This is a genomic window from Sphingopyxis sp., assembly GCF_019459305.1.
Lineage (GTDB): Bacteria > Pseudomonadota > Alphaproteobacteria > Sphingomonadales > Sphingomonadaceae > Sphingopyxis.
In genome coordinates this window covers 20,136-46,915 of the sequence record NZ_JAIBES010000139.1, presented here as the reverse complement: position 1 = coordinate 46,915, position 26,780 = coordinate 20,136, and the positions used below count along the sequence as shown (strand labels likewise).

At 64.1% G+C, this 26,780-nt stretch carries 28 protein-coding genes; 10 read left to right on the top strand and 18 right to left on the bottom strand.

Annotation, left to right across the window (positions count from 1 at the left end):
* Positions 1 to 8: 8 nt before the first annotated feature.
* The 3 genes from K0M74_RS17160 to rimP are packed head-to-tail and all read right to left on the bottom strand — an operon-like array spanning position 9 to position 2,930.
* Positions 9 to 779 (bottom strand): DUF448 domain-containing protein, encoded by a 771-nt coding sequence (locus tag K0M74_RS17160; RefSeq protein WP_293975253.1) that lies wholly within the window; start codon positions 777 to 779, stop codon positions 9 to 11.
* Positions 760 to 2,385 carry a transcription termination factor NusA gene (gene nusA, locus K0M74_RS17155; protein WP_293975250.1) on the bottom strand — a complete coding sequence of 542 codons (1,626 nt, stop codon included), beginning with the start codon at positions 2,383 to 2,385 and terminating at the stop codon, positions 760 to 762. The genes K0M74_RS17160 and nusA overlap by 20 nt, the downstream gene beginning before the upstream one ends.
* A complete protein-coding gene (rimP, locus tag K0M74_RS17150) occupies positions 2,385 to 2,930 on the bottom strand; it encodes a ribosome maturation protein RimP (RefSeq protein ID WP_293975247.1) in 546 nt (181 codons plus the stop codon). Before rimP ends, nusA begins: the two co-directional genes overlap by 1 nt.
* Positions 2,931 to 3,179: 249 nt before the next feature.
* On the opposite strand from rimP, the gene K0M74_RS17145 reads away from it, so the two are divergent.
* The 3 genes from K0M74_RS17145 (at position 3,180) to K0M74_RS17135 (ending at position 4,445) form a co-directional block, all read left to right on the top strand.
* On the top strand, positions 3,180 to 3,650 hold the full coding sequence (locus K0M74_RS17145; RefSeq protein ID WP_293975244.1) for a hypothetical protein: 471 nt from the start codon (positions 3,180 to 3,182) through the stop codon (positions 3,648 to 3,650).
* 292 nt (positions 3,651 to 3,942) lie between these two features.
* Positions 3,943 to 4,149 (top strand): cold-shock protein, encoded by a 207-nt coding sequence (locus K0M74_RS17140; protein WP_088442721.1) that lies wholly within the window; start codon positions 3,943 to 3,945, stop codon positions 4,147 to 4,149.
* Positions 4,150 to 4,241: 92 nt separating this feature from the next.
* Entirely contained in the window at positions 4,242 to 4,445 is a 204-nt protein-coding gene (locus K0M74_RS17135) for a hypothetical protein (RefSeq protein ID WP_293975241.1), read from the top strand.
* Here the strand turns inward: K0M74_RS17135 and K0M74_RS17130 are convergent.
* Complete coding sequence (locus tag K0M74_RS17130) at positions 4,442 to 4,948, bottom strand: hypothetical protein (RefSeq protein ID WP_293975238.1); 507 nt, start codon at positions 4,946 to 4,948, stop codon at positions 4,442 to 4,444. The genes K0M74_RS17135 and K0M74_RS17130 overlap by 4 nt on opposite strands.
* Before the next feature lie 185 nt (positions 4,949 to 5,133).
* Between K0M74_RS17130 and K0M74_RS17125 the strand changes: the two genes are divergently transcribed.
* Together K0M74_RS17125 and K0M74_RS17120 are read left to right on the top strand one after the other, a co-directional pair.
* Complete coding sequence (locus tag K0M74_RS17125; RefSeq protein ID WP_293975235.1) at positions 5,134 to 6,285, top strand: cell wall hydrolase; 1,152 nt, start codon at positions 5,134 to 5,136, stop codon at positions 6,283 to 6,285.
* A 43-nt stretch (positions 6,286 to 6,328) separates the two neighbouring features.
* Positions 6,329 to 6,718, top strand: a complete 390-nt coding sequence (locus K0M74_RS17120) for a VOC family protein (RefSeq protein WP_293975232.1) — start codon at positions 6,329 to 6,331, stop codon at positions 6,716 to 6,718.
* A 39-nt stretch (positions 6,719 to 6,757) separates the two neighbouring features.
* Here the strand turns inward: K0M74_RS17120 and K0M74_RS17115 are convergent, their stop codons facing one another.
* From K0M74_RS17115 to K0M74_RS17100, 4 genes are all read right to left on the bottom strand, one after another.
* On the bottom strand, positions 6,758 to 8,347 hold the full coding sequence (locus tag K0M74_RS17115; protein ID WP_293975379.1) for a DUF87 domain-containing protein: 1,590 nt from the start codon (positions 8,345 to 8,347) through the stop codon (positions 6,758 to 6,760).
* 210 nt (positions 8,348 to 8,557) lie between these two features.
* On the bottom strand, positions 8,558 to 9,331 hold the full coding sequence (locus K0M74_RS17110; RefSeq protein WP_293975229.1) for a TIGR02186 family protein: 774 nt from the start codon (positions 9,329 to 9,331) through the stop codon (positions 8,558 to 8,560).
* Positions 9,328 to 10,236, bottom strand: a complete 909-nt coding sequence (locus tag K0M74_RS17105; protein ID WP_088442729.1) for a sulfite exporter TauE/SafE family protein — start codon at positions 10,234 to 10,236, stop codon at positions 9,328 to 9,330. Before K0M74_RS17105 ends, K0M74_RS17110 begins: the two co-directional genes overlap by 4 nt.
* Before the next feature lie 105 nt (positions 10,237 to 10,341).
* Positions 10,342 to 10,713 carry a hypothetical protein gene (locus K0M74_RS17100; protein ID WP_293975226.1) on the bottom strand — a complete coding sequence of 124 codons (372 nt, stop codon included), beginning with the start codon at positions 10,711 to 10,713 and terminating at the stop codon, positions 10,342 to 10,344.
* A 95-nt stretch (positions 10,714 to 10,808) separates the two neighbouring features.
* Here K0M74_RS17100 and nhaA point away from each other — a divergent pair, with 95 nt between their 5' ends.
* The 3 genes from nhaA (at position 10,809) to K0M74_RS17085 (ending at position 13,832) form a co-directional block, all read left to right on the top strand.
* Positions 10,809 to 12,095 carry a Na+/H+ antiporter NhaA gene (gene nhaA, locus K0M74_RS17095; RefSeq protein WP_293975223.1) on the top strand — a complete coding sequence of 429 codons (1,287 nt, stop codon included), beginning with the start codon at positions 10,809 to 10,811 and terminating at the stop codon, positions 12,093 to 12,095.
* Positions 12,092 to 13,441: a hypothetical protein gene (locus K0M74_RS17090; RefSeq protein ID WP_293975220.1), complete on the top strand. Its 1,350-nt coding sequence runs from the start codon at positions 12,092 to 12,094 to the stop codon at positions 13,439 to 13,441. Before nhaA ends, K0M74_RS17090 begins: the two co-directional genes overlap by 4 nt.
* 115 nt (positions 13,442 to 13,556) lie before the next feature.
* Positions 13,557 to 13,832, top strand: coding sequence for a hypothetical protein (locus K0M74_RS17085; protein WP_293975217.1), 276 nt, complete (start codon positions 13,557 to 13,559; stop codon positions 13,830 to 13,832).
* 98 nt (positions 13,833 to 13,930) lie between these two features.
* On the opposite strand, the gene K0M74_RS17080 is transcribed toward K0M74_RS17085, so the two are convergent.
* Both K0M74_RS17080 and K0M74_RS17075 read right to left on the bottom strand, forming a co-directional pair.
* Complete coding sequence (locus tag K0M74_RS17080) at positions 13,931 to 14,938, bottom strand: NAD(P)-dependent alcohol dehydrogenase (protein WP_293975214.1); 1,008 nt, start codon at positions 14,936 to 14,938, stop codon at positions 13,931 to 13,933.
* A gap of 183 nt (positions 14,939 to 15,121) precedes the next feature.
* Positions 15,122 to 16,861: an amidohydrolase family protein gene (locus tag K0M74_RS17075; protein ID WP_293975211.1), complete on the bottom strand. Its 1,740-nt coding sequence runs from the start codon at positions 16,859 to 16,861 to the stop codon at positions 15,122 to 15,124.
* 125 nt (positions 16,862 to 16,986) lie between these two features.
* Between K0M74_RS17075 and K0M74_RS17070 the strand changes: the two genes are divergently transcribed.
* On the top strand, positions 16,987 to 17,736 hold the full coding sequence (locus K0M74_RS17070; protein WP_293975208.1) for a methyltransferase: 750 nt from the start codon (positions 16,987 to 16,989) through the stop codon (positions 17,734 to 17,736).
* A 7-nt stretch (positions 17,737 to 17,743) separates the two neighbouring features.
* Entirely contained in the window at positions 17,744 to 18,049 is a 306-nt protein-coding gene (locus K0M74_RS17065; RefSeq protein WP_293975205.1) for an alkylphosphonate utilization protein, read from the top strand.
* A gap of 27 nt (positions 18,050 to 18,076) precedes the next feature.
* On the opposite strand, the gene K0M74_RS17060 is transcribed toward K0M74_RS17065, so the two are convergent.
* The 8 genes from K0M74_RS17060 to K0M74_RS17025 all read right to left on the bottom strand — a co-directional run bounded on the left by K0M74_RS17060 (position 18,077) and on the right by K0M74_RS17025 (position 26,778).
* Positions 18,077 to 19,366, bottom strand: a complete 1,290-nt coding sequence (locus K0M74_RS17060; protein ID WP_293975201.1) for an acyl-CoA dehydrogenase family protein — start codon at positions 19,364 to 19,366, stop codon at positions 18,077 to 18,079.
* Positions 19,367 to 19,379: 13 nt separating this feature from the next.
* Positions 19,380 to 20,717, bottom strand: a complete 1,338-nt coding sequence (locus tag K0M74_RS17055; RefSeq protein WP_293975198.1) for a phosphotransferase family protein — start codon at positions 20,715 to 20,717, stop codon at positions 19,380 to 19,382.
* Between the two features lie 82 nt (positions 20,718 to 20,799).
* Positions 20,800 to 21,711: an energy transducer TonB gene (locus K0M74_RS17050; protein WP_293975196.1), complete on the bottom strand. Its 912-nt coding sequence runs from the start codon at positions 21,709 to 21,711 to the stop codon at positions 20,800 to 20,802.
* Between the two features lie 103 nt (positions 21,712 to 21,814).
* A complete protein-coding gene (locus K0M74_RS17045; protein WP_293975193.1) occupies positions 21,815 to 23,179 on the bottom strand; it encodes a DUF389 domain-containing protein in 1,365 nt (454 codons plus the stop codon).
* 13 nt (positions 23,180 to 23,192) lie between these two features.
* Positions 23,193 to 24,122: an electron transfer flavoprotein subunit alpha/FixB family protein gene (locus tag K0M74_RS17040; protein WP_293975190.1), complete on the bottom strand. Its 930-nt coding sequence runs from the start codon at positions 24,120 to 24,122 to the stop codon at positions 23,193 to 23,195.
* Complete coding sequence (locus K0M74_RS17035) at positions 24,119 to 24,868, bottom strand: electron transfer flavoprotein subunit beta/FixA family protein (protein WP_293975187.1); 750 nt, start codon at positions 24,866 to 24,868, stop codon at positions 24,119 to 24,121. Before K0M74_RS17035 ends, K0M74_RS17040 begins: the two co-directional genes overlap by 4 nt.
* Positions 24,869 to 25,095: 227 nt before the next feature.
* Positions 25,096 to 26,301: an ADP-forming succinate--CoA ligase subunit beta gene (gene sucC / locus K0M74_RS17030; protein WP_293975184.1), complete on the bottom strand. Its 1,206-nt coding sequence runs from the start codon at positions 26,299 to 26,301 to the stop codon at positions 25,096 to 25,098.
* A gap of 171 nt (positions 26,302 to 26,472) precedes the next feature.
* Positions 26,473 to 26,778 carry a hypothetical protein gene (locus K0M74_RS17025; RefSeq protein ID WP_293975181.1) on the bottom strand — a complete coding sequence of 102 codons (306 nt, stop codon included), beginning with the start codon at positions 26,776 to 26,778 and terminating at the stop codon, positions 26,473 to 26,475.
* Between the last annotated feature and the right edge of the window lie 2 nt (positions 26,779 to 26,780).

The window sequence follows — 26,780 nt, the reverse complement described above, 5'->3', positions numbered from 1 at the left end:
TCATTCCTTCAAAACGCGTCCGAAGCGGCGGAGCCTGTCGGCGCCGCCCCAATTTTGTCCTCGCCAGCAAGCGGCGGGGCGTGCGGGTCGGAATCGCGGTTGGCCGCGTCCCTACTCCATCCTGTAAAAAACTGCCAGCGGCTCAAATGCGCCAGCACCCGCGCCGCGGCCCGGGCGTCGGTCAACGCCAGATGCACCGCATTCTCGCGGCCCAATGCCATAGATAGGGTGCTGCGGTCCACCGGCAAGACCAGTCCCTCGCGCCCCGACCCTTCGGCATCTTCGCCGACGCGCCACGCCTGCGCCAGTTTCTTGCGCCCGTCCTCGCCCGCATCGCTGGCGTGAAGGAGCAAGCGAACCTGACCCTTGCGCGCCGCGGTTTCGATCTTTTCATTGCCGCTGAGCAAGGTGCCCGATCGCGATTCCAGCCCCAGCCGGTCGAGCGTCGCCCGCGCCAACTGCGCTTCGATGCGCGCGCCCAGATCGTCGGGGATGGTAAAATTGCCGTCCTGCAACGCCCGCGCAAGTCCGCTCTTCAGCTTGCCCTTCGTTTGGGCCGCTTCAAGCGTCGCGCGGTCGACGCCGATCCACGCTCCGCGGCCCGGCGCTTTGCCGAGCACGTCGGGCGCGATATCGCCGTCAGGGCTGAGCGCCAGGCGCACAAGCCTTTCGGCCGGCGAAACCTCGCCGGTGATGACGCAGCGCCGTTCAGGCACATGCTGGCCGCGCCGACCAGCGCGGTCTGGTTCGCTTAGCTGATCATTGTGCGGGGTCCGCATCAGCGGCCTCCCCGGCTTGCGGTGCGTCTTCCGCCGGTTCGTCCTCGAACCAGTGGGCGCGCGCCGCCATGATGATCTCGTTGCCCTGCTCTTCGCTCAGGCCATATTCGCCCAGCACGCCGCCCTTGTCCTCGGCGCGCTCGCTGCGCGGCGGGCCGCGGCGGTTGTCGGTGCGCTTCTTGGCGATCAACTCGTCGGTCGCCAGATCGGCGAGGTCGTCGAGCGTCTTGATGCCCGCCTTGCCCAGCACGACCAGCATCGCTTCGGTCAGGTGCGGGATCGCAGCCAGATCGTCTTCGACGCCCAGTTCGCGGCGTTCGGCGCGCGATGCTTCTTCGCGCCGCTCCAGCCCCTCGAGCGCGCGGCTTTGCAGTTCCTGCGCCAGTTCCTCGTCGAATCCTTCGATCCCGGCGAGTTCCTCGATGCCGACATAGGCGACTTCTTCGAGTTCGGTGAAGCCTTCAGCGACCAGCAGCTGTGCCAGCGTTTCGTCGACGTCCAGCTCTTCCTGGAACATCGTCGAGCGCTCAACGAATTCGCGCTGGCGCTTTTCGCTCGCGTCAGCCTCGGTCATGATGTCGATCTGGCTGCCGGTCAGCTGGCTGGCGAGACGGACATTCTGGCCGCGGCGACCGATGGCGAGCGACAGCTGGTCGTCGGGAACGACGACTTCGATGCGGCTGTCATCTTCGTCGATGACGACGCGCTGGACCGTTGCCGGCTGGAGCGCGTTGACCACGAAGGTCGCGGTGTCTTCGGACCAGGGGATGATGTCGATCTTTTCGCCCTGCATTTCCTGCACAACCGCCTGTACGCGGCTGCCCTTCATGCCGACGCAGGCGCCGACGGGGTCGATGCTGCCGTCATAGCTGATGACACCGATCTTGGCGCGCGAACCCGGGTCGCGGGCAGCCGCCTTGATCTCGATGATGCCGTCGTAAATCTCGGGGACTTCCTGCGCGAACAGCTTCTTCATGAAGTCGGGGTGGGCGCGCGAAAGGAAAATCTGCGGCCCGCGCGTTTCGCTGCGCACCGACAGGATCAGCGCGCGGACGCGGTCGCCGACACGCATCAGTTCGCGCGGGATCTGCTGGTCGCGGCGGATGACGCCCTCGGCGCGGCCGAGGTTGACGACGATGTGGCCGAATTCGACCGACTTGACGACACCGGTGATCAGCTCGCCCGAGCGGTCCTTGAATTCTTCAAACTGACGCGCCCGGTCGGCTTCGCGGACTTTCTGGAAAATCACCTGCTTCGCCGACTGCGCGTCGATGCGGCCCAGATCCACGGCGGGCAGCGGATCGACGATGAAGTCGCCCAGCTGGGCGTCTTTCTGCAATTTCTGGCCCGCGGCCAGATCGACCTGCTTGAAATAATCCTCGACGGTCTCGACGACCTCGACGACGCGCCACAGACGCAGGTCGCCGGTCTGGACGTCCAGCTTGGCGCGAATGTCATTCTCGGCGCCGTAACGGGCGCGCGCCGCACGCTGGATCGCTTCTTCGATCGCCTCGATGACGATCGTCTTGTCGATCATCTTCTCGCTGGCGACGCTGTTGGCAATCGCCAGCAGTTCGGCGCGGTTGGCAGAAATGGCAGTGGCCATCAGTCCTGTCCTTCTTCTTCCAGTTCGTCGGCGCCTTCGGCTGAAAGCGGGACGGTTGCAGCAATGAGTTTGTCGGTGAGCACCAGCTTCGCCGTATCGATCGCGTCGAACGGCAGCTTATGCAGGGCCTCTTCCTTGTCCAAAATCGTGACGACATCGCCGTCGATCCCGACCAAGAGGCCGTTAAAGCGCTGGCGGCCGTTGAGTTTTTCCTTGAGCGCGACCTTCGCTTCATGCCCCGCCCAATCGGCGAAGTCGCTGCGGCGGGTCAGCGGCCGGTCGATCCCCGGCGACGATACTTCCAGTCGATACGCCTGCTCGATCGGATCCTTGCCCGCTTCCTCCAGCGCGTCGAGCTGTACCGAAATGCGGCGCGACAGGTCGGCGCAATCGTCGATCGACAGCTGGCGCGTTTCGGGGCGTTCGGCCATCACCTGCAAGGTCGGATCGCTCTCACCACCAAAAAAGGCGACGCGCACGAGCGACAGGCCCATCGCCTCGGCTTCGGGCGCGATGATCGCATTGAGGACGTCAAGATCGGCCAAGTGAGTCTTTCAAATCGGATGACCGGCAAGCATGTGGGTATAGCCGCCGCGGCCCGCGGCCCCGACGTCCCAACTGGCTAACCATGTCAAGAAGTAGGCCGCATATAGGCCGCACCGGGTGAGTCGGCAAGGGGGAATGCCGATCGACGGACGATGTGGGCGCACATCTGCTTTGTTAACCCATTAGCGCCCAGAAACCGGCATGCGCCAGAATAGGCTTATCCCGCTCGTCTGCACCTGCGCCACGACGTGGCTCGCCACATCCTGCACGCCGCTCCCTGCTCCGCCCTACAACCTGGCCGCCGATTGGCATGCGATGACCGATCAAATGGCTATGTTGCCAGCATCGGCTATTTCACGCTGGCCCAGATGCGCGATTCAAGCTGGGAGTTTGCGCGTATGCAATCCGCGGCCGGGTCGCTGTGCACGGGATTTCGTTACGCCGTTCGCCGCGACATTCAATGGTTCGAAACGCGGCGCGGGTCGGGCCGCAGATGCGCGCGCGTGGTCTATACCTTTCGCTGCACGGCCGCAGAGGACGTCGGCAAGGCCATTCCTGCCGATGCACTTGAAGCCACCCGGGCTCACATCATGGCCGAACCGGTCGACGGGCAACTCGAAAATGATTGCGGAGAAAAGGACGCGGCCAAGATCCACCCTCCCCGCCAGACGCCCGTCGTGCGCGCACCACAATCTCCCGTCGGAGACGACCAGCAATAGTCCGGCGCTCATTGGGTCACGGAATCCTTACCTCGTCGAGCCGACACAGTGCGTTCGCATCGAGGTTCCCGCGCCTCACCTAAAGTCGCTCTCGCCCCGACAGCCGACGCACCCGCCGTCGGATGAATTGCGCAAAAGCTTGACTTTTTGCCAAATTTGTTGCAATCTACCATTGCTAACGTCGCCTGCGACGGAAATTTGATGCCTACGGCTGAGACTTCCCTTCACGCGCTACCAGCTCCTCCGGCGCTTTTGCCGGTTGATTATCTGTTTTCGTGAAAGGAAACATCTTATGCCCATCGGCACCGTAAAATTCTTCAACAGCGACAAAGGCTATGGTTTCATTGCCAATGAAGATGGTTCGGGCGACAGCTTCGTCCACATCACTGCCGTCGAGCGCGCCGGCATGTCGACGCTGAACAAGGAACAGCGCGTTTCTTACGAGCTGGAAACCGACCAGCGCGGCAAGACCTCGGCTGTCAATCTTCAGCCTGCATGAATGAACTCCGGCACGGCGTCCCTGGGGCGCCGTGCCGGACCATTCGCCGATCATTCGGCATCCAGCTCGCTCCAGCGCCAAGGGACTGCCCGATGGATATGAACGAGCTTTTCTACCATCACCAGATGGCCTTGATGGCATCGAACGAGCCGCGCGGCCGCGGCGCCAGTGCCCGCCATGCCAGCTTCGACCTGCCCGGCCATTATGCGCAGCGCATCGATGCGTATCGCGCCAAGCGCGGCATGCGCCAATATTTCGCCGCCCCCCCGCATTCCGAGACGCCCAAGATCGGTTAGTAGACACTTTCGACGACGATATGCGGCCAGCGCGCCTTCAGCCGTCCGGCCCAGCGCTCATAGGGCCACGGAATCACTTCCTGATCGAGCCAGAACAACCGCTCGCCAGCAAGATCGTAAAGATGCACTTCGTCATCGCTATCCTCCTGCCGCACGATGCGCACTTTGCAGATTTGTGAGGGATGGATGCGCCCTTCGTCGCCGCCGCTGCGTCCGATGCGCCCTTGCCACCACACCAGCTCGCCCGTAGCCGGATCGATGAAGCTGCCGCGGTTCGGATTGGCAAGCATGTTGAGTCCCGCGCCCAGCGCGACCAGCGCCCCGAGACCCTGCGCCAGCGGCACCAGCCACGGCGCGCATTCGCGGCCGTCCTCGCTGCAATTGTCGGCCGGATCGACGACCGATCCGACCCGCAGAAACACCAGCCCAAAAACCAGCAGCAACCACATGCGCCAATCGGTGCGCGCGCTGCGGCGGTAGGTTGGAAATCCCACGTCGGTCATGGCGCGGCGTTACCCGAACGGCATCAACAGGTCACTAACGGCCGCTCGTTGGCCTTTCTGGGTCAATCCCCACCGCCCTGCCCGTGCCGCTGCGGCACGGCGCGCGCACATTGCAACATTTTATTGGCGTTTGCGGTATAAGGCTGATTGGCACCACGATCGCGCGAATCGGCGCGGGCGCGGCGATGGAAATTTGGCGATTGATGAAGCCCGAACTCAACCTGACCGCCCGCTCGACCTGGCGCGACCCGGCGCCGGAAAAACCGGCGGGGCCGGGGCGTGCCTTTTGGGCGGCGATCGTTGCGGTGATGGCAGTCGCGTGTCTGGCGTTTCTGCTGTCGAGCGGGCAGCTTCGCCCGCCCGCCGTGTTCGGCCCCTACAGCGTCTCGGTGCCGCTCGATTTTCGCGCCTTTGACCCCGCGCGCTGGGCGATCATGAATGCCGAGGATTATGAGGAAGCGCTCAAGATCGACCCGACGCTGCCCGATCCGGCCAGCATCGGCTTTGGCGACGCTACGGCGCTGCCCCCCGCCGACCCGGCCTTGCTGCGCGACGAAGCCTTTGTCGGGCCGCCCGCCAAACCCTATGCCTTTCGCGGCGTCACCGCGCTCGACCGCGAACGCGCGCATTATTGCCTGACGTCGGCCATCTACTACGAGGCAGCGTCGGAGACTGACGACGGCATGCGCGGCGTCGCGCAGACGGTCATCAACCGCGTCCGCCACCCGAGTTTCCCCAACACCGTGTGCGGCGTCGTGTTTCAGGGGTCGCAGCGCGCCGGGGTCTGCCAGTTCACCTTCAGCTGCGACGGCGCGATGGCGCGGGCGCCGAGCAAGCCCAACTGGCTGCGCGCCAGCCGGGTCGCTTCGGCAGCTCTCGGCGGATTCGTGTTCCCCAAGGTCGGCCTCGCGACCCATTATCACACCCAGGCGATTTGGCCGCGCTGGGGCAAGAGCCTGGTGATGACCAATGTCGTCGGCGCGCATATCTTCCACCGCTGGCGCGGTCGCTGGGGCATGCCCGACGCTTTCCGCGCCCCGTACCTCGGCCGCGAGCCAGTCCCCGGACCCTATCTGCCGCTGGCGCAGCAACTCGCGATCCTGAAGGGTCAGGGGCTGCCGCCCGTTGCGGGTCCGGCCCCGATGCTCGGCGGCGTCGGCGCCCCGCTGCCCGATGTCGCCGCCGCGCCGCTACCTGGCACCATGGCACCGACCGCTCCTGTCATGTCATCGCCCGTAGCCGCCCCGATTCCGGCGCCGACCTACACCGACCCCCGGCTAAACCAGTCGGGTCAGGTCCGCGAAGAATTCCGCGGCAGCGGAGAGTGGAAACGCTGAGCCAATCGGGCTAGCCTGCCTGCCACGCGGCAAGGAGGCGGATATGGGACATGTCAAAGGCATCGGCGGGCTGTTTTTTCGGGCGCGCGATCCCGACGCGCTCAACGCCTGGTACAAGGAACGGCTGGGCATCGGTGCCGGGTGCAACGCCGACGACACCGGCCCGATCAACGAATGGACATGGAATGTCGCCGCAGGTCCGGTGGTGTTCGCGCCGTTCAAGGCCGACACCGACTATTTCGCTGGTGACCGCCAATATATGATCAACCTGCGCGTCGACGATCTCGAAGCTGTGCTCGCCCCATTTTATGCTGCGGGCGACGATGTGATCATCAAGGAAGGATGGAACGACCCCGCCACCGGCCGGTTCGCGCGCGTCCAGGACCCCGAAGGCAATCCGATCGAGCTGTGGGAACCGCCCGCGACCAAATAGCCCCATTTTCTCCCCTCCCTTGCAGGGAGGAGAGAAATCTCACCGCCCCTGGCTGCGCCAGCGCTTGACCACGCGCTCCAGAATCTCCGCCTCGCCGCCGGTTTCGCGCCACAGCTTCGAGAACAGCGGATCGCTCGAAGCCGGCCGCTTGTCTTCCTCCAGCGTATCGAGATAGACGCGGATCGGGATCGACACGCCTTCGCCGCAGACGATACATTCGCGGTTGCGCAGCGCCGGGATCGAATCGATGAAACCACGCGCGCCTTCGGGCATCGCGGCTTTCACGAAATGCTGGTCGCGCTCATTGTTCAGACGCATCGAAATGATCGTACCGCACTGCGACAGCACGCCTTCGGCCAGATCGGAGGGGCGCTGGGTGATTAGCCCCAGCGACACGCCATATTTGCGGCCTTCCTTGGCGATCCGTTCCAGGATCTTGCGGACCGCCTGACCCTGCCCCGTGTCTTTCGACGGGATGTAGCGGTGAGCTTCTTCACAGACGAGCAGGATCGGGCGCTGCGGCTCGCCGCGCGACCAGATCGCATAGTCGAACGTCAGCCGCGACAGTACCGCGACGACAACCCCGGTGATGTCCGAGGGCACCCCCGACACGTCGATGATAGAAATCGGGCGCCCGTCGGAAGGCAGACGGAAGATCTTGCCGAGAAAGTTCGCCATCGTGTCGGCGACCAGCATGCCCGAAAACATGAAATTATAGCGCGGATCGGCGCGCATTTCCTCGATCTTGCCCTTGATGCGCATGAACGGCGCGCTCGACGTCGCCTTGTCGAGCTTGCCCATCTCGTTGGTCAGGATGCTCAGCAGGTCGGACAGCAGATAGGGGATCGGCGAATCGACCGTGATCTTGGTCATGCCTTCGGCCAGCCGGTTCTTCGTCCGCGCCTGCAGCAGACAGCGCGACAGCACGTCGCAGTCGGACTGGCGGTCGCGGCCTTCAGCGGTGACGAACACTTCGCAATGCTCCTCGAAGTTCATCAGCCAATAGGGCATAGCGAGGTTGTCGACGTCGAACAGCGCGCCGATGCCCTTGAACGCCGCCGAATATTCGCCGTGCGGATCGATCATCACGATATGACCCTGCGGCGCGAGTTCGCAAATCTTGTGCAGAATCAGCGCCGCGCTGGTCGATTTGCCGGTACCGGTCGAGCCGAGCAGCGCAAAATGCTTGCCGAGCATCGCATCGACATACAGCGAACCGCGAATATCCTTGGTCGGATAGACGGTGCCAATTTCGACATGCGCGCGCTCGTCAGCAGCATAAATCTGTTTCAGGTCGGCGCTGGTCGCCGCGAAAACCTGGCTGCCCGGGATCGGATAGCGGGTGACGCCGCGGCGGAAATTCGAAATACGGCCGGTGATTTTTTCCTCTTCGCCTTCGCCCAGGAAGTCGATCGTCGCAATGATCAGCCCTTCGCCGCGCTCGTGCAATTGCTGGTCGCGAATGCTGGCGATCAGCCAGATATTGCCGACGCGAACCTTGACCTGCGCCCCGACCTGCCCGGCCATGGCGACGGCGGCATCGGTCGACGCCGACAATTTGCCGATCGTCGCCGCATCAAGCAGGATGCGCGAGGCCGAACCCGAAATATCGATCACTTCGCCGATCATCAGATCGTCGCGATGATGATTGATCACCGGTGCCACCGAAGCGGCCACGCCTCCACCGGCGAGCCGAACATGCTGCGCCGCGGTCGAATCACCGGCGGGAAATCCGCCACCCTGCATATCCATCAAAATGCCCCGCCTAAAATGATCCCGTACTTCGGTATCGCAGGTCAGGGTAAATATTGGCTAAAGGCGTCCGCCCCGGAACTCGGGTCAACGACGGCGGAAAATCGCCGATGCGGCATAGCCGAGCAGCAACGATAGAATCACCGCGGTCAGGCCATAGAGAAAGCCGTGGCGCTCCGCAGCCAGCGCGACAAAACGCTCAAACCCTGCCTTGCGGATCTGGACGTCGCGCGACGCGACCGCGAGCACGCGGCCGCGGCTGATCAAAAAGGTTTCGGCGCGATAGGTACCGACCGGAACGCGCGCGGGTACCGGGATGCGCGCGCGATAAAGCACCCCCTCGGTAATCTCGACCGCCGCCGGATTTTCATAGAACAGGCCAAGGCGGCGATAGAGGTCGGTCAGCCCGGCTTCGAAGCGTTCGAGCTTGCTGGCTTCGGAAAACTCGGTCGGCGACATCGACAGATTGGCGAGCCCCAGTTCGAAAATCGCTGCGGTGCGTTCGTCGACCAGCTTGTCAATCGGGCGCGACGATCCGATCGCATAGAATCCCGGCGAGGTGCGCAAACGGATGCTGCTGGCGTTGACCCAGATCCCGGCGACGCGGCGCTTTTCGCGCAACACGATCGGGCGCACTGGCCCCTTCAGCACCACGACGATGTCCGCGCGGTCGTCGGGCAGCCGCTGGCCGGGATAGAGGATCGCGCCGAACAACAGCAATTCCTCGCCGGTAAAGCTGTATTGGATGTCGATCGCGCGGCTCGACACATCGGGAACCAGCCGCGGATCGGCCGCCTGCACCGTGACCGGCGCGAAGGTCAGCGCGACGAGCATCAGAACCGAGGCGCGCCAACCGGTCATTGCACCGAGTAAATTTCATCGGGGCGGATGAACAACCCGACCGCCATTTGTAGCGCCACCAACAGCACGATCACCGCCAGCGCCAGCCGCAGATATTCTGGCCGCGCCTTTTGCGCAAAGCGCGCCCCGAACTGCGCTCCCACCACGCTACCCAGGAGCAGCAGCGCCGCGAGCACGATGTCGACCGCTCCCGTCGTCAGCGCATGGACCATCGTTGTCGCGATCGTCACGAACAGGATCTGGAACAGCGACGTGCCGACAACGACCTGCGTTCCCATGCCAAGCAGGTAAAGCATCGCGGGGACCATGATGAACCCGCCACCGACCCCGAGCAGCATCGTCAGCACCCCGCCGATCATCCCGAGCAGCAGCGGCGCGAGCGGCGAGATGTACAGACCCGAACGATAGAAGCGCCAGCGCAGCGGCAGATTGGCGACCATCGGATGGTGGCGCCGTTTGCGCGCCGGGGCGGGCAATCCGGCCTGCGCGGCGCGAAAGCTGCCCCACGCCTCGCGGCCCATGAACGTGCCGACGGTGCCGAGCAGCGCCACGTAAAGGATCGAAATCACCGTATCGATCTGGCCCCAGGCGGTGAGCAGTTCGAACAATCCGGCGCCAATCAACGACCCGAGCAGGCCGCCCGCGACGAGCACCGCCCCCATGCGCAGATCAACTCCGTCGCGTTCGAGATGCGCCATCACCCCCGATACGCTCGCGCCGGTGACCTGCGTCGCCGCCGATGCCGCCGCAACGGTCGGCGGAATGCCGTAAAAGATCAGCAGCGGCGTGGTCAGGAACCCGCCGCCGACCCCGAACATGCCCGACAAAAACCCGACGCCGCCGCCCAACAAGACGATGACCAGTGCATTGACCGACAGATTGGCGACAGGAAGGTAAAGGTCCATAGGCCTCGAAACATGCGTCTGCGGCGTAAAACTGCGCCGAGTCCCATGACCCTAGACCATTTTTCCGGGGCGGGGAATCGGCTGGACCGCTATTTTTGCCGCGGTTTAAAAGTCGCTCGCGAGCGTCAGCGCAAGCCCGCTGGCGGGGCGCGCGTCGCCCGCGATGCGTTGGCGCCAATCGAGCGCGATCCGGCTGCCTTCGCCGACATCGGGCAGGCGCAAAGTCAACCGCGGTCCGACATTTACGCGCGCCGCGCCCGGCTGCACAGCGCCTGCCGCCAGCGCGCCGACCCGCAGCGGCGCACTCTCGCCAGCACCGACCCTGTGGTCGATCACACTCGCCCCACCGGCAAACCTGCCGCGCCGCCGCGCCCCGACGATACCGGCCTGCCCATAGGCGCGCGCGCGGCCCGTATCGCCAATGCCATAGCCCAGCCGTAGTCCCGCCCCAGCCATGCAATCGATAGCGCCGGCCACCCCGATATTGCTGGAGCGCAAGGCGGATTTGTAAAGCTGAGCGCATAGAGCTAGGACACCGGCCATCCCTGGGCAACAAGAGGAACCACCGACCCATGACCGGCAGAAATCCGCCCCGTTCGGCGCTGCGCGACTTTCTTGAAAGCGAAAGCGCCGGAGGAATGCTGCTGATTTTCGCCGCGATTATGGCGATGATTATCGCCAATTCGGCGCTGGGCGATGATTATCACCATCTAATCCATGCGGTGACCGGACCTGTGCTCACCGACAAGCTCGGCCCGATGACGGTTCATCTGTGGATCAACGACGGGTTGATGGCGGTTTTTTTCCTGCTCGTCGGGCTTGAAATCAAGCGTGAGTTTGTCGACGGACGGCTGGCGAGTTGGGACCGGCGGCGCTTGCCCTTTATCGCGGCGGCAGCGGGGATGGCGGTACCCGCTGCGCTATACCTGATATTCGCCGGGTCGACGCCGGGACTGGCGCAAGGCTGGGCGATCCCGGCCGCGACCGACATTGCCTTTGCGATGGGCGTGCTGGCGCTCCTCGGCAAGCGCGCGCCGACGTCGCTCAAACTCTTCCTCGTCACCGTTGCCATTGTCGATGACATGGGCGCGGTCGCGATCATCGCGCTCTTCTATACGGCCGAGATCAACATGATGGCCCTCGCCGCCGCTGCCGCGATCCTGGGCACGATGTTCGTCATGAACCGGCAAGGGGTAAAAAGCCTGCCGCTCTACGTCCTGATGTTCCTGTTCCTGTGGTACGCAATGCTACTCTCGGGCGTCCACGCCACGATCGCCGGGGTGCTGGCTGCGATGGCGATCCCGTTCGAGCGCACCCCTGGCACCCCCGACAGCCAGACCTCGCCGCTTCACCGGCTCGAGCACGGTCTTCATCCCTGGGTCGCCTTTGCCATCGTGCCGCTGTTTGGCTTCGCCAACGCCGGGGTCGATATCGGCGCGCTGACGATCGAACAGATTTTTGCGCCACTGCCGCTTGGTATCGCGGCCGGCCTCTTCTTCGGCAAACAGATCGGGATTTTCGGCAGCGTCTGGCTCGCGGTCAAATTCGGCATCGCGGGCAAGCTGCGCGGCGCGACCTGGCTCCAGATCTATGGCATTGCGATGCTGTGCGGGATCGGCTTCACGATGAGCCTATTCATCGGCGGCCTCGCCTTCCCTGGCAATGCGCTGCTGATCGAAGAGGCCAAGATCGGCGTCCTGATGGGATCGCTCGCCGCGGCGCTGGTCGGCTTTGCCGTGCTACGCTTCGCCCCGCTCCATCACCAGCATGATGCTGTCGAACGCGAATCCGCCGCCGAAATCGCCGCCGACGGCGATGTTGAGGACACCTCAGAAGACGACGATCCGGTTACCGCATGATGCTCCGTTCGATAACCTTGGCGCTGGTGGCCGCCTCCATATTGTCGGGCTGCGCGGCGAACCAAAGTGCGCGCGGTACGGCCGACGTCGCCACCATCGACGTGCGGCGCGCTCCGGCCTCGGCGCAGGCGCTGACCGACATTGCCGCGACGTACCTCCGGCTGACACTCGAAATCGGCACCCATGAGGACGGCTATATCGACGCCTATTATGGCCCGCCCGAACTCAAGACTTCAGCCGAGGCGGCCCCGCGCGACAAGCCCACCTTGCTCGCCGCGACGCGCGACCTCACCGCCCGGCTCAACGCGACCGCGCTCCGCCTGTCCGACCCGCTCCACCGCCGCCGCGCCGCCTTCCTGCGCGCCCAGCTGCGCGCTGCCGAAACGCGGCTGATGATGATGGAGGGCACCCGCTTCACCTTCGCCGACGAGGCCGAACGCCTGTTCGGCGTCCGCCCGCAGCTCAAACCCCTCGCCAGCTACGACCGGCATCTCACCGCGGTCGAGGCGCTCGTCCCTGGCGACAGCCCGCTCGCGACGCGCGTCGAGGCCTATCTCGACGCCTTCACCATCCCCAAGGACCGGTTGCAAAAGGTGTTCGACGTCGCGATCGCGCGCTGCCGCGGTCGCAGCCTCGCGCATATCCCGATGCCCGACGGCGAGAGCTTCCGGCTCGAGTTCGTCACCGGCAAAAGCTGGAGCGGCTATAATTATTATCAGGGCGCGTATCACAGTTTGATCCAGGTCAACACCGACCTGCCGATCCGTCTGTCGCGCGCGCTCGATCTTGGCTGCCACGAAGGTTATCCGGGCCACCATCTGCTCAACATGAAGCTTGAGGAAAAGCTGGTCAAAGAGCGCGGCTGGACCGAATTCAGCGTCTATCCACTCTACAGCCCGCAAAGCCTGATCGCCGAAGGAACCGCCAATTACGGCATCGACCTCGCTTTCCCTGAAGCTAGCAAGGCCGAGACCGAACGCGACGTGCTGATGCCGCTCGCCGAAATCGCGGTGCCGTCGGACGATCGCTACTGGCAGCTGCTCAAAGCGATCGACGCGCTGGGCGGCGCACGACTGACGATCGCGCAGCAATATCTCGACGGCGTGATTGACCGGCCGACCGCAGTGGCGCTGACCCAGAAATATCTGCTGGTGTCGGAAAAGCGCGCCGAACAGTCGGTCAGCTTCACCGATCAATATCGCAGCTATGTCATCAACTACGGCCTCGGTGAAACGATGGTCCGTGCGCATGTCGAACGCGGCAAGCCCAGCCGCGACGAGATGTGGCGGCGGATGGCGAAGCTGGTCAGCGAACCGACGCTGCCATCGGACCTGCTCGCACGGTGACCATGGCGGCGACGCCCTTGTGGCTCGGCCAGTCAGGATCGCCGCGGCGTCCGCCCGCGGGGGTGTACCGGCGGGGTTGAGCAAAAAGGCCCCTCCCCTGAAGGAGAGAGGTTTGGTGCATCAAACCCGACGCCGAGGCGCTGATCGAATTCGACGAGCTGTTCCAGAAATTCCGCGCCCACCACATCTGCCTCGTCCACCGCTCGATCGGCATGGATCGAAAGCGATCAGCGGCCGCGCCGTCGACCTGCTTAATGCCGGCGCACGGCATCGCTTCTTCCCCGAACTATGGACCATCCGCGCCCAGATGACCGACCGCTGGGGCGCCGAATATGGCGTCAAGCGCGACAGCATCCGGCACGGCGACGCGGGGCATGGCAGCGGGGTTTAGAGACTCGCCAACTAGTCGTCATTGCGACCCCAGCGAAAGCAATCCAGGACGATTTACGTAGGCTCTGGACTGCGTCGCTACGCTCGCAATGACGCGGGTTAGATATCGACGACAATCTTCCCGAAATGCCCGTTCGCGGCCTGATGCCGAAACGCATCGGCGAGGCGGTCGAGCGGGAAATGGTCGCTGATGATCGGGCGGATGCCGTTCGCCTCGATCCCGGCGATCATGTCGAGCTGTTGCTGGCGGCTGCCCACGGTCAGTCCCTGCACGCGCAGGTTCTTCGCCATCAGCAGGCCGGTCTGGACCGGTCCGGCGAAGCCCGCAAGGACGCCGATCAGCGCAACATGGCCGCCGACGCGGGTTGCCATCATCGACTGGTCGAGCGTTCCCGCGCCGCCGATTTCGACAACGGTATCGACCCCGGCCCCGCCCGTGATCTCCAGCGCCTTGGCACCCCACGCGGGCACCTCCTTGTAGTTGATCAGTTCGTCGGCGCCGAGTGCTTTCAGCCGCTCGAGTTTGGCGTCGGACGAGCTGGTCGCGATCACCCGCGCGCCCGCAGCCTTGGCGAACTGCAGCGCGAACACCGACACCCCGCCGCTGCCCTGCACCAGCACCGTCGATCCCGGCCGGGTTGAGCCATCGACGAACAACGCGCGCCATGCGGTCAGCCCGGCGCAGGTCAAAGTCGCAGCCTCGGCGGCGCTATAACCCCGCGGGGCGCACGTGAACCAATGCTGCGGGGTTACCACCACTTCGCGCGCATAACCATCGATGCCGTCGCCCGGCACGCCACGAAACGCGGTCGCGGGCGGGGCGCCGTCGATCCAGTCGGGGAAGAAGATCGACACCACCGTGTCGCCCGGTTTGAACTGCGTGACCCCCTCGCCCACCGCCTCGACCGTCCCAGCGCCATCGGACATCGGGATGCGTCCGTCGGCGGCGGGGATCATCCCGACGACGACGGCATAGTCGTGAAAATTGAGCGACGACGCGATAAGCCGGACGCGGATCTCGCCCGGCCCCGGATCACCGGGGTCGGCCAGATCGGTCAGCGTCAGATTGTCGGGCGAGGCGGGGGCGCGCAGTTGCATGGCTTTCATGGCATTTTCCTTCAGTCGAGTTGCGTGCGGCGGACCCTCCGCCCAAATCTCGTCACCCTGAACGTGTTTCAGCGTCCATGGCCTGCCCTCGAAACCGGCGCAGCACAGGCCGATAGTTCGGGTCAGGGATGCTGAAACAAGTCCAGCATGACGAAGCGGGAATGAAGCTTTGGTTCAGCCCGCCTATTCCGCCGCCATCGCCATTTCGACGCGCTGCGGTCCGCGGATCACCCCGCCGGGGGTCGGTCCCTGCATTGCGCCGTCGCGGAAGGTCACTTCGCCCGACTTGATCGTCGCGACATAGCCGTCGGCCTTTTGCAGCAGGCGCTTGCCGCCCGCGGGCAGGTCGAACGCCAGCCACGGCTTGCCGAGTTTAATCGCGTCCATGTCGATGACATTGAGATCGGCGAGATAGCCCGGCGCGAGCACACCGCGGTCCTCAAGCCCATAGAGCAAGGCGGTGTCGCGGCACTGGCGCCTGACCGCATGTTCGAGTGCAATCCGCTTCCCCGCGCGGTCGCGCACCCAATGCTGGAGCATGAAGGTCGGCGAGGCCGCGTCACATATCGTCCCGCAATGCGCGCCGCCATCGGACAGGCTGTTCACCGTGTCGTCGGCATGCTGTAAATCCTCGAGGAAATTGAGGTTGCCGTCGCGGTAGTTGAGGATCGGGAAATAGATGAAGCCCTTGCCCTCGTCCTTCATCAGCAGGTCATAGGCATATTCGTCGGGCGAAACCCCCGCCGCGGTGGCGCGCGCCATGATGCTTTCGTCCATCTTCGGCTCGTAATTGAAGTCGGGGTCCATTTCGAACTGCACCGGCCAGCCGAGCGCGACGATTTTCAGGAAGTCGATAATGTCACTTTCGGGCCAGACATTCTCCTCGGCGATCATGCGCGCCTTGAACGCCGGATCGCGAAGCTTTGCGAGCTGCTGCTCCCACGGCATATCGATGATTTCGCTCCACGCCGGCTTGAAGCGGAACGGGTGGACCGTCCCCTGCCACGCCATGATGATGCCGTTGCCGCGCAGCGCGATCTGCGCGACGATGTTGGCACCGGTCGCATTCTGGCGGCGCATTTCCTCGATCTGCTCCTCTAGCGGCAGTTCCTTAGCGATCGACTGGAGCGCGGCGAAGGTCACCGGCAGGCCGGTTTCGCGGCTGAGATCGCCCATCCACTGAAATTCGTTCCACTCGCGCTTCAGGTCGCTCGCCATTTCGAACACGCCATAACCGACGCGCCCCATCGCGCGGCCGATCGCGATCAGTTCCTCGGCGGTCGCGGTGGTGCCGGGGACGAGTTCGCCGTCGATCGATTTGTGGAGCACGGTGCGGCTGGTCGAAAAACCGAGCGCACCGGCGCGGATGCCCTCCTCGACGATGCGCGACATTTCGGCGATGTCGGCTTCGGTGGGAATCGCGCCGGGTTTCTCGCGGTCGCCGAGCACATAGGCACGCACTGCGCCGTGCGGGACGTGGCACGCGACGTCGACGGTGCGCGGCAGTTTCTCCAGCGCGTCCATATATTCGGGGAAAGTCTCCCAGTCCCACGACATGCCCTCGGCGAGCGCGGTGCCGGGAATATCTTCAACGCCTTCCATTAAACTGATCAGCCATTCGTGGCGGTCGGGCTTGGCGGGCGCGAAGCCGACGCCGCAATTGCCCATGACGACGGTCGTGACGCCGTGCCAACTCGATGGCGCCATTTCGGCGTCCCACGTTGCCTGGCCATCATAGTGCGTGTGGACGTCGACGAAGCCGGGGGTGACGATCTTCCCACTCGCGTCGATTTCGTCGCGCCCGGCGCCGAGATTTTCGCCCACCGCGACGATGCGATCGCCATCGACCGCGACATCCGCGACAAAGGGGGTTCCGCCCGAACCATCGACGACGGTGCCGCCGCGTATCACCAGATCAAACATCCCGACTCTCCCGATCTTTTTAGTTTCACGAAGAAACCTATCATCAAAATTGCGATATGCAAATAAACGGGCGAAGCCGCTGCGATGCTGTTATACCGATGCGATACACCACGGGAGTCGATGCCATGATCCGTCCGCTTACCCTCGCCCTGCTGCTCGCCCTGTCGGCGACCCCACTCGCCGCCAAAGATGCCGCGCCGTCGGACTATGCCGCAGCGCTCGCCGATCCGGCGCGCCCCGCCGCCGACCGCGAGCGTGATGCGGCGCGCAAGCCCGCCGAGCTGCTGGCGTTCGCGCAGATCGCGCCGGGGGAACAGGTCGGCGATTTTGTGATGGGCGGTGGTTATGTCACTCGCCTGCTCGCCGCCGCGGTCGGCCCGACGGGCAAGGTCCACGCCTTCCAGCCCGCCGAGTTCATCACCTTTCGCAAACAATATGGCGATGATCAGGCCGCGGTCGACGCCGCTTATGCCAATGTCGATGCCGTCGCCGGTCCGTTTGCCGCACCCGCCTTTGCCGCACCGCTCGACACGATCATCACTGTGCAGAATTTCCACGACCTCTATCTGAAACCCTTTCCCGAAGGCACCGGCGACAAGGCGAGCGCGGCGCTGTTCGCGGCGCTGAAACCCGGTGGGACGCTGGTGATTGTCGATCATAGCGCCGCCGACGGCACCGGCACGACGCAAGCCGACAGCCTGCACCGCATCGACAAAGCGGCGGCGGTCGCGGCGCTGACCAAGGCCGGGTTCAAACTCGAAGCCGAAAGCGATCTCTACCGCCTAGCCGACGATCCGCGCACGACGAACGTCTTCGACCCCGCAATCCGCGGCAAGACCGACCAGTTCACCCTGCGCTTCCGCAAACCGAGTTAGGACCAGCATGGCCGACGACGATTATATTTATGACGAGGCGAGCGGCGAATGGTTGTCGGCGGGAGACATCGCCGCGCGCGATGCCGCCGATGCTGCCGGCCCCGAAGTGCGCGACGCGGTCGGCAATTTGCTCGCTGATGGCGACTCGGTCGTGCTCGTCAAGGATCTGACCGTCAAGGGCGCGGGGCAGACGTTGAAGGTCGGCACCGTGATCAAGTCGATCCGCCTGACCAGCGACGCGCAGGAAATCGACTGCCGCCATGAGGGGATCAAGGGGCTGGTGCTGCGTGCGGAGTTTGTAAGAAAGCGTTAGCCCTCCTCTCTGCAAGGGAGGGGAAGCTTACCCCATCGTCCCCCGCCTTGACCCCAGATACCCGAACAGATACGCCCCCACCTTGCGCATCTGGATCTCCTCCGCCCCCTCGGTGATCCGGTACCGCCGGTGGTGGCGATAGATATGCTCGAACGGCTTGTGGCGCGAATAACCGATGCCCCCATGCACCTGCATCGCGCGGTCGGCGGCTTCGCAGCACAGCCGGTTCGCCCAATAGTTGCACATGCTGACCTTGTCGGACAGCGTGTGCTCGATCTCCTTGTGCGGCGTGTTGTCCATGTCCCACGCGGTCTTGCGGATCAGCAGCCGCAGCATCTCCGCCTGCGTCGCCAGCTCGACGAGCGGGAACTGGATCGCCTGATTGCGCGCTAGCGCCTCGCCGAACGGCTTGCGCTGGCGGGCATATTTGACGCTTTCCTCGATACAGAAGACCGCGGCGCCCAGCGACGACGCCGCCTGCCGGATGCGGTTCTGGTGGACGAAACTCTGCGCGATCGACAGCCCGCCGCCGACCGGACCGAGCCGCGCGCTGTCCGGTACCCACACATTGTCGAAGGTCATCCGCGGATGGTCGGTCGGCATGTTGAAGGTCCACATATATTCGTCGACCGTCATCCCCGGCGTCCCCGTCGGCACGAGCAGGCAGGTAATCCCCTTCGCATCGCCGTCCTGGCCATCGGTGCGGCAAAAGGTCGCGCAGTGGGTCGCGACGTGCATGCCAGTGATCCACATCTTGCGCCCGTCGATCCGCCAGCCGTCGACGCCGTCGCGCGTTTCGCGCACCCCGCGCGTTTCCATATGCGTCGCGTCCGATCCATGGTCGGGTTCGGTCAGGCCGAACGCGGTGCGCCGCTTGCCCTCGAACCCGCCGAGGATGAACTCCTGCTTCTGCTCCTCGCTCGTGGCGAACTGTTCGAACATTTCGACGAAGGGGAAATTGCCGACGATGCTATGCTCATTCTGCAGGTCGTTGTGCAGCCCCAGCCCCTTGGCGGCGAAATGCTCGCGGATCACCGCCATCCATAGGTTCGACCCGTCCTGCCCGTCATATTTCTTCGGCGCCGAGAAACGCCAGTGCCCCGCGGCATCGGCCTTGCGCGTGGCTTCGCGCAGCAATTGCTCCCACTCGTGCCGCGGCAACCCCTGATTGTCCCAGTCGGTGCGCGCATGTTCGCGGCGATGGTCGAAGAAGCGGATATTGTCGTCGGCGTCCTCGAGCGGCTTGATCTCGGCCTCGATAAACGCATCGAGTTCATCCAGATACGCCTGCAAGTCGGCGGGCATCGCAAAATCCATGTCTCTCTCCCTGTTATTCTTGACCGCCCCACGTCTCGCGGGCGCGGGCGAGCGCGGCATATTTGGGGCTGTCGACCGCGCATTTATCGAGCACAGCGCGGCGCAGTTTCGCAATCAGGCCGGGCTGAGCGAGCGTGGTCGCGCCGCTGAGCAAGGCATCGGTCAAAGCCCGGTCCTCGGCGCGCACCCCGGCGTCGAGATCGCGCATCACGATCCCCAGCGCGTTCATCGCCACCGCGACCTGAAACTTCGCATGACCCTCGGCGTCGGGCTTGATCGCATCCGCCAGCCAGTCGCGCACCGCCTGCACCATCTCGCGGTTGGTCGGCTCGCCGGCTGGCGCCGGAGCGGGGGGTGACGACGACGGCAGCGCGCGGTCGCGCTCTTCTGCTGACGCTTCCGCCTCCAGCAGCAACAGCAGGTCAAGCTCCTGTTCGGCGGTCCGCCGTCCGACGACGACGCGTTCGACCGTCGAATCGGCGCCGCTTCGCCACGCCTGCCCCATCTGCAAACAACCGAGCGCCCACCACAGGGTGCGATAGACGAGCCAGAAGTGGAAGCGCTCGCGATCGACCTTAGCGCCGCCCGCGGCTTCATAGGCCGCGAAATAGTCGTCGAGGCTGCCGACGCCGAACGCGGGGTGATCGATCCGCCCGAACCGCCACACCGTCATGCACCCGAACGCCAGATCCTCATGCGCGTCGCCGCGATGCGCCAGTTCCCAGTCGAGCACGACGGCCAGCCTGTCCGCATCGACCATGATATTGCCCATGCGGTAATCGCCATGCACCAGCACCGGCTCGGCGGGCGGGGGCAGGTGCTCCTCGCACCATTTGATAGCCAGCGCGATCACCGGCCGATCGCCGCCATAATCCAGGAAACGCGCCTTCAGCTCGGCCAGCGCTGCCGCGCTGTCCATCAACGGGATCGCGGCCGGAATCGTCGCGGCGGGAATGGCGTGAATGCGTGCCAGTTCGCGCCCCAGATCGCTCAGCAGCGACGGCGGCGGATCGGCCAATATCTTCGCCGGGTTCACCTCGGCCATCACGCGCCGCATCACATAGCCGGTACCCATGCCGTCGCTGTCGGTCAGCACCCCAACAACCTCGGGCGCCTTCACCCCCGCGCCATGCGCCGCAATCACCAGCGCCGCCTCGTCGGCATGGCCATAGGGCCGCCCCGCCATATAATCCGCCGACGGCGCGCGGCGCAGCACATAGGCGCCATCCGCCCAATCGAACGCCCAGCTTTCCATATTGGCGCCGCCCGACAGGCGGGTGAGGCCCGACAGATCGCCGGGGCCGACGGCATTGGCCATGAACGTGGACAAGGGCGCAGCAAGATCGGTCATGCAAAGACCGATGCGGGTGAAAAACGGGGAGTGCAACCCGCCAATTTCTTCATTGCTAAGAAAGCTAAGCTTCTACGGCGGATTATAAGATGAACGTTACGGTGTTCAGCCAATAGGATGCAACGGGCGTTCCATCCGCTTCCAGCGCCGATTCGAATTCGGCATTGCGCATGATCGCTTTGCAGACAGCATCGTCGAACGCTTTGGGCCGCGTCGATTGCTGGATATGACACGCGGTGGGTTTGCCGTCGGTTCCAACGTTCAACCGGAAATGAACGATCGCACGCTTGCCGTCCATGATCATGGCAGGCGGATAATCGCGCGGTTTGACCCATTGGCGCGGATCGGATTTCGGCGTCGCCGCTCGCGTCAGATGGGCATGTTTTGCGACATCGATCCCCCAATGATAGAGCAGTTCGTCGGTGCATTTTCGCATCGCCGCCAGCGGCCCGCTCAACGGTCCGGTTTCCAGGATGAAGGGTTGGCGGAGAGCTTTGGTGACCTCGACATAGGTTGCCGCGGCTTCCTGTTCGGGCGTGATATTGGAAAATTTGAAAGAATAGTTGCCCGCCTTGAGCCCGGCCTCATAAGCCGCCATCTCTTCTGGTGAGCGCGCCGCGATGCGCACCGCGTCGCGAATGATCAGCGCCGGTGTCTTGTCGGCCGTCGTCGCGGGAAAAAACTCGACCTCCTGCGCCGCCTCGATCGGGCCGAACCGGATCTGAACGGACCCGTCGTTGCGGCTGGTGTAGGCGGGCTTGCCTGTAAAGCTCAACCGCAATGAATCGCCCGGCTGATAACGATTGGCGACCAGCACCACCTTGTGATCGCCTTCGCCAAAACTGCGGCCCATGCTGCAATTGTCGTTGCCATAATGGACGTTCCATTTGGAACTCGGCGCAAGCCGGATCGGCTCTTTGGCTACGACGGTGCCCAACGATGCACAGGCAATCCCAAAGACTGCCATCACCACGTTGCGTACCGTTGTTTTCATTGGCCTAATGTTACCTGCGACGCATGACGATGCAAGCAAAGGTTACAATGACCCATAAGACCCATAATCCTCCACACGCTCGGCGCGCCCCACGCCACCGTGACTAAGGCGCGTCTGCGGCTTCCGTTTCCGGCTCCGGTCCCTCTGCCGCGGTCAGCGCGCCGTTCTGGATCAGCCATTGCGGGTGGTCCGCCTGCACCGAGTTCATAATCCGGTCGACCGCCGCCGCAACCTGTTCGCCCTCGGCCTCGCGGTCGCGCTGGACGACGACGCGGCGCGCCTGCGCGTCGATCAACACGCGGTCGCGGCGTACCAGCTCGCCGACGGTCAAGCTCGCCAAGATCGTGCCGCTGTCGGCTTCGCGCTGCTCCAGCGTTGCGATACGCTGGTTCAACCGCGCCTCAAACTGCACCGCAGCGTTGGTCTGCTGGCGCAGCTGGACGATATTGACGCGCACATTGCGGTCAAGTTCACTGCGGACATTGCCCGCTAGCCGTTGATTGAGCTGCGAGGCATATTGATCGACAAGCACGACGCCGTCCACGGCGATGTCGTCATTTTCGACGCGCACAGTCAGCGTATCGATGCGATCGCCATCTCCCAGCAGGCTATCGAGTTTCGCCTGCACCGTCGTGCGCGCGCGCAGCTCGCGGGCGATGTTATTCAGCGACAGCGCGAGCGGGATCGACAGGATGCCCAGGGTGACGATGATCCCGATCACCTGCATCGCCGTGTGCTGCGGCGTCAGCGACGGCCCGAAACGGTTGAGCCGCGCAATGCCGGTCGCCGCAAACGCAATCGCCAGCGTATTGGTGAGGAACAGCAGCGCCGCCCCCAATGCGAAGTCGAACCGGCCCGTTGCCAGACCAAAACCGATTGTCGACAACGGCGGCACCAATGCGGTTGCAATCGCAACGCCCACCATCACCCCCGACAGCTTGCGCATGATCGCATAGACCCCGGCGATCCCGCCGACGACCGCAACCCCCAAGTCGAGCAGCGTCGGCTGGGTGCGCGCGCGCAGTTCGGGTGTGACGTCCTGGATCGGCGACACCCAGATGATCAGCATCGCAACGATGATCGCGACCGCCATCCCGGCCGCCATCGTCACCAGCGACCGTTTGATCAAATTGCTTTCGAGCGTCGCCAACCCGAAGCCAACCCCCATGATCGGACCGAGCAGCGGCGACACGAGCATCGCGCCGATCACCACCGCCGCCGAGCTTTGTAGCAGGCCCAGTGTCGCGATCGCCGACGACAGGGTAATCAGCAGCAGGAATTTCTGGTTGAGCCGCGCATCGCGCGCGACGCTGGCGAGGACCAGCGCGCGGCCATGGACGTCTTCCGCGGCGCCATCATCCTCGTCGTCGTCGACTTCGCGGCCAATCCCCGGGCTCGCCGACCGGCGACCCCCGGCATTGAACGGGGCGTCGCCGAGGCCGGGGACTCCAGGATGGTTGCCGACCACAGACAGGACCGTTTTAGATCTTGCCGGTCAGTTCGGGGACGGCATTGAACAGGTCGGCGACAAGGCCGAAGTCGGCGACCTGGAAGATCGGGGCGTCTTCGTCCTTGTTGATCGCGACGATGGTCTTGCTGTCCTTCATGCCCGCAAGATGCTGGATCGCGCCCGAAATGCCAATCGCAAAATAGACCTGCGGCGCAACGATCTTGCCGGTCTGGCCGACCTGATAGTCGTTGGGGACATAGCCCGCATCGACCGCGGCGCGGCTGGCACCGAGCGCGGCGTTCAGCTTGTCGGCGAGCGGGACGATCACTTCCTGATATTTCTCGGATGAGCCCAGCGCGCGGCCGCCCGACACGATGATCTTCGCCGAGGTCAGTTCGGGGCGCTCCGACTTGGCGATTTCGGCGCCGACGAAGCTCGATATACCGGCATCGCTGCCCGCGCCCACGGTTTCCACGGTGCCCGAACCGCCTGTCATCGCAGCCTTGTCGAACGCGGTGCCGCGAACGGTGAGGACCAGCTTCGCGTCCGAGCTTTCGACGGTCGCGATCGCATTACCGGCGTAGATCGGGCGGGTGAAGGTCTTGGGACCCTCGACCGACAGGATCTCGCTGATCTGCATCACGTCGAGCAGCGCCGCGACGCGCGGCGCGATATTCTTGCCCGTCGTTGTTGCGGGCGCGAGGAAGGCGTCATGGTGACCCATCAATTCGGCGACGAGCGGCGCGACATTTTCGGGCAGATTATGATCGAAGGCGGCGTTGTCGGCGACATGCACCTTGCCCACACCGGCAATCTGCGCGGCTTCCTTGGCGACCGCATCGACGCCGCTACCAGCGACGAGCAGATGGACTTCGCCGAGCTTTGCTGCGGCGGTGACCACCGCGAGCGTGGCGTCCTTGACGGCCTTGCCGTCATGTTCGACCCAAACGAGCGTTTTCATGAATGCACTCCCATAGCCTTGAGCTTGGCAACCAGTTCATCGACATCGGCAACCTTGACGCCCGCCGAGCGGACCGGCGGCTCCGAAACCTTGACCGTCTTGACCCGCGGGGTCGTGTCGACGCCGTAATCGGCGGGGGTCTTGGTATCGAGCGGCTTCGACTTCGCTTTCATGATGTTCGGCAGCGACGCATAGCGCGGCTCGTTCAGACGCAGGTCGGTGGTGACGATCGCGGGAAGCTTAAGCTTCACCGTTTCGAGGCCGCCATCAACTTCGCGGGTGACCGCCACATGATCGCCCTCGACATTGACCGCGCTGGCAAAGGTGCCCTGCGCCCATCCGGTGAGCGCGGCGAGCATCTGGCCGGTCTGGTTGTTGTCGCCGTCGATCGCCTGCTTGCCGAGGATCACGAGACCCGGCGCTTCGGTGTCAGCGATCGCCTTGAAGATTTTCGCAAGCGCCAGCGGTTCGACGTCGTCGTCGGTCTGGACCAGGATCGCGCGGTCGGCGCCCATCGCCAGCGCGGTGCGCAGCGTTTCCTGCGCCTTCGCCGGGCCGACGCTGATCGCCACGATCTCGGTCGCGACGCCCTTTTCCTTCAGGCGGATCGCTTCTTCGACGCCGATTTCGTCGAACGGGTTCATCGACATTTTGACGTTCGCCAGATCGACGCCGGTGCCGTCGGATTTGACCCGCGGCTTCACATTGTAATCGAGCACCCGCTTCACGGGGACGAGGATTTTCATGGGCTCTTGGCTCCTCTCAGCAAATTGTGCACTGCGCCATAATTCGCGCTTACGTAAACGTCAACCTGACACCTCTCCCCTTGGGGGAGAGGAGGGAGACTTGGCAGCTTGCTGCCTAGTCGGGCTTGGTGAGGATCGGTGACTGACGTTACCCTCTCCCAGCTTCGACTAGCGGACAAGTCCGCAAGTCTTCGTAACCCTCTCCCCCAAGGGGAGAGGCAATTACATCATGCCGCGCGGACTTCAGCGACAATCTTCTTCGCCGCATCGCCCAGGTCATTGGCGGCGACAATCGGCAGTCCCGAATTGGCCAGGATATCCTTGCCCTGCTGCACATTCGTGCCTTCCAGACGAACAACCAGCGGCACCGACAGATTCACTTCCTTCGCCGCCGCGACGATGCCGTCGGCGATGATGTCGCACTTCATGATCCCGCCAAAGATGTTGACGAGGATGCCCTTCACCGCGGGGTCTTTCAGGATGATCTTGAACGCCGCAGTGACCTTTTCCTTGCTCGCGCCGCCGCCGACGTCGAGGAAGTTGGCGGGGAATTCGCCGTTCAGTTTGATGATGTCCATCGTCGCCATCGCCAGGCCCGCGCCATTAACCATGCAGCCGATGTTGCCGTCGAGCTTGATGTACGCGAGGTCATATTCCGACGCCTCGACCTCGGCCGGGTCTTCTTCGGTCAGGTCGCGCAGCTCGGCCAGATCCTTGTGGCGGAACATCGCATTGCCATCGAACGCGACCTTGGCGTCGAGTACAAGCAGCTCGTCGCCGTCCTTGCCCTCGCACACAGCGAGCGGGTTGATTTCGATCTGTTCGGCATCGGTGCCGAGGAATGCGGCGTACAAACCGGCCAGGACCTTGGCGGCCTGTTTCGCCAGATCGCCCGACAGGCCAAGCGCCGCGGCGACGCTGCGGCCATGGTGCGGCTGGAGGCCGGTGGCGGGATCGATGGTGATCGTGTGGATTTTTTCCGGCGAGTCGTGCGCGACGGTTTCGATGTCCATGCCACCCTCGGTCGACGCGACGATCGCAACGCGGCTCGAACCGCGATCGACGAGCAGGGCAAGGTAGAATTCCTGCTTAATGTCGGCGCCGTCGGTGATGTACAGGCGGTTGACCTGTTTGCCCGCATCGCCGGTCTGGATCGTCACCAGAGTGTTGCCGAGCATATCCTTGGCGTGCGCTTCGACCTCTTCGATGCTCTTGGCCAAGCGGACACCGCCCTTCGCATCGGGGCCGAGCTCCTTGAACTTGCCCTTGCCGCGACCACCCGCGTGGATCTGCGATTTCACCACATAGAGCGGCCCGGGGAGCTGCTTTGCCGCGGCGACGGCTTCCTCGACGCTCATCGCGGCGATGCCCTTGGGCACCGCCACGCCATATTTCGCGAGCAGTTCTTTCGCCTGATATTCGTGGATGTTCATGAGGTCTGCCGGGCCTTTCGAGTCTTGGGGCGGGGAGAATTGCCGCCGCCTAAGCACAAGTTGGCGGGCAAGGCTACCCCGCGAATGAACTCCTCGGCCCCGCAAAGGCGGGGGCGGCTGGCGTCCCGAAACCCCGATAGCAGCCCCCGCCTTCGCGGGGGCGACGTTGCTTTAGCGAAAAGCGCAGAGCGCCGCCGAGCTGGTCGTGACCGTCAAAATCTCGGGGTCTTTGAGCGCGCGGACCTTGTGGAGGAACTGATTGAGCGACAAATCGCTCATTCGCTTGTCCTTCAGGCTCGACAGCGATCCGAGGCGGCGCAGCTGGAGCAGCGACAGCCGGTCGGCCATCCGCTCGGACATGCACGATGCGATCGATTGCGACAGTCCGGCATTGACCAGCCCGGTCCGCAGCCGCGCTTCGGGGGTCGCACAGGCGGCCAGCGCGAGCAGCGACAGCGACAGAACAGCGATCCGCATCA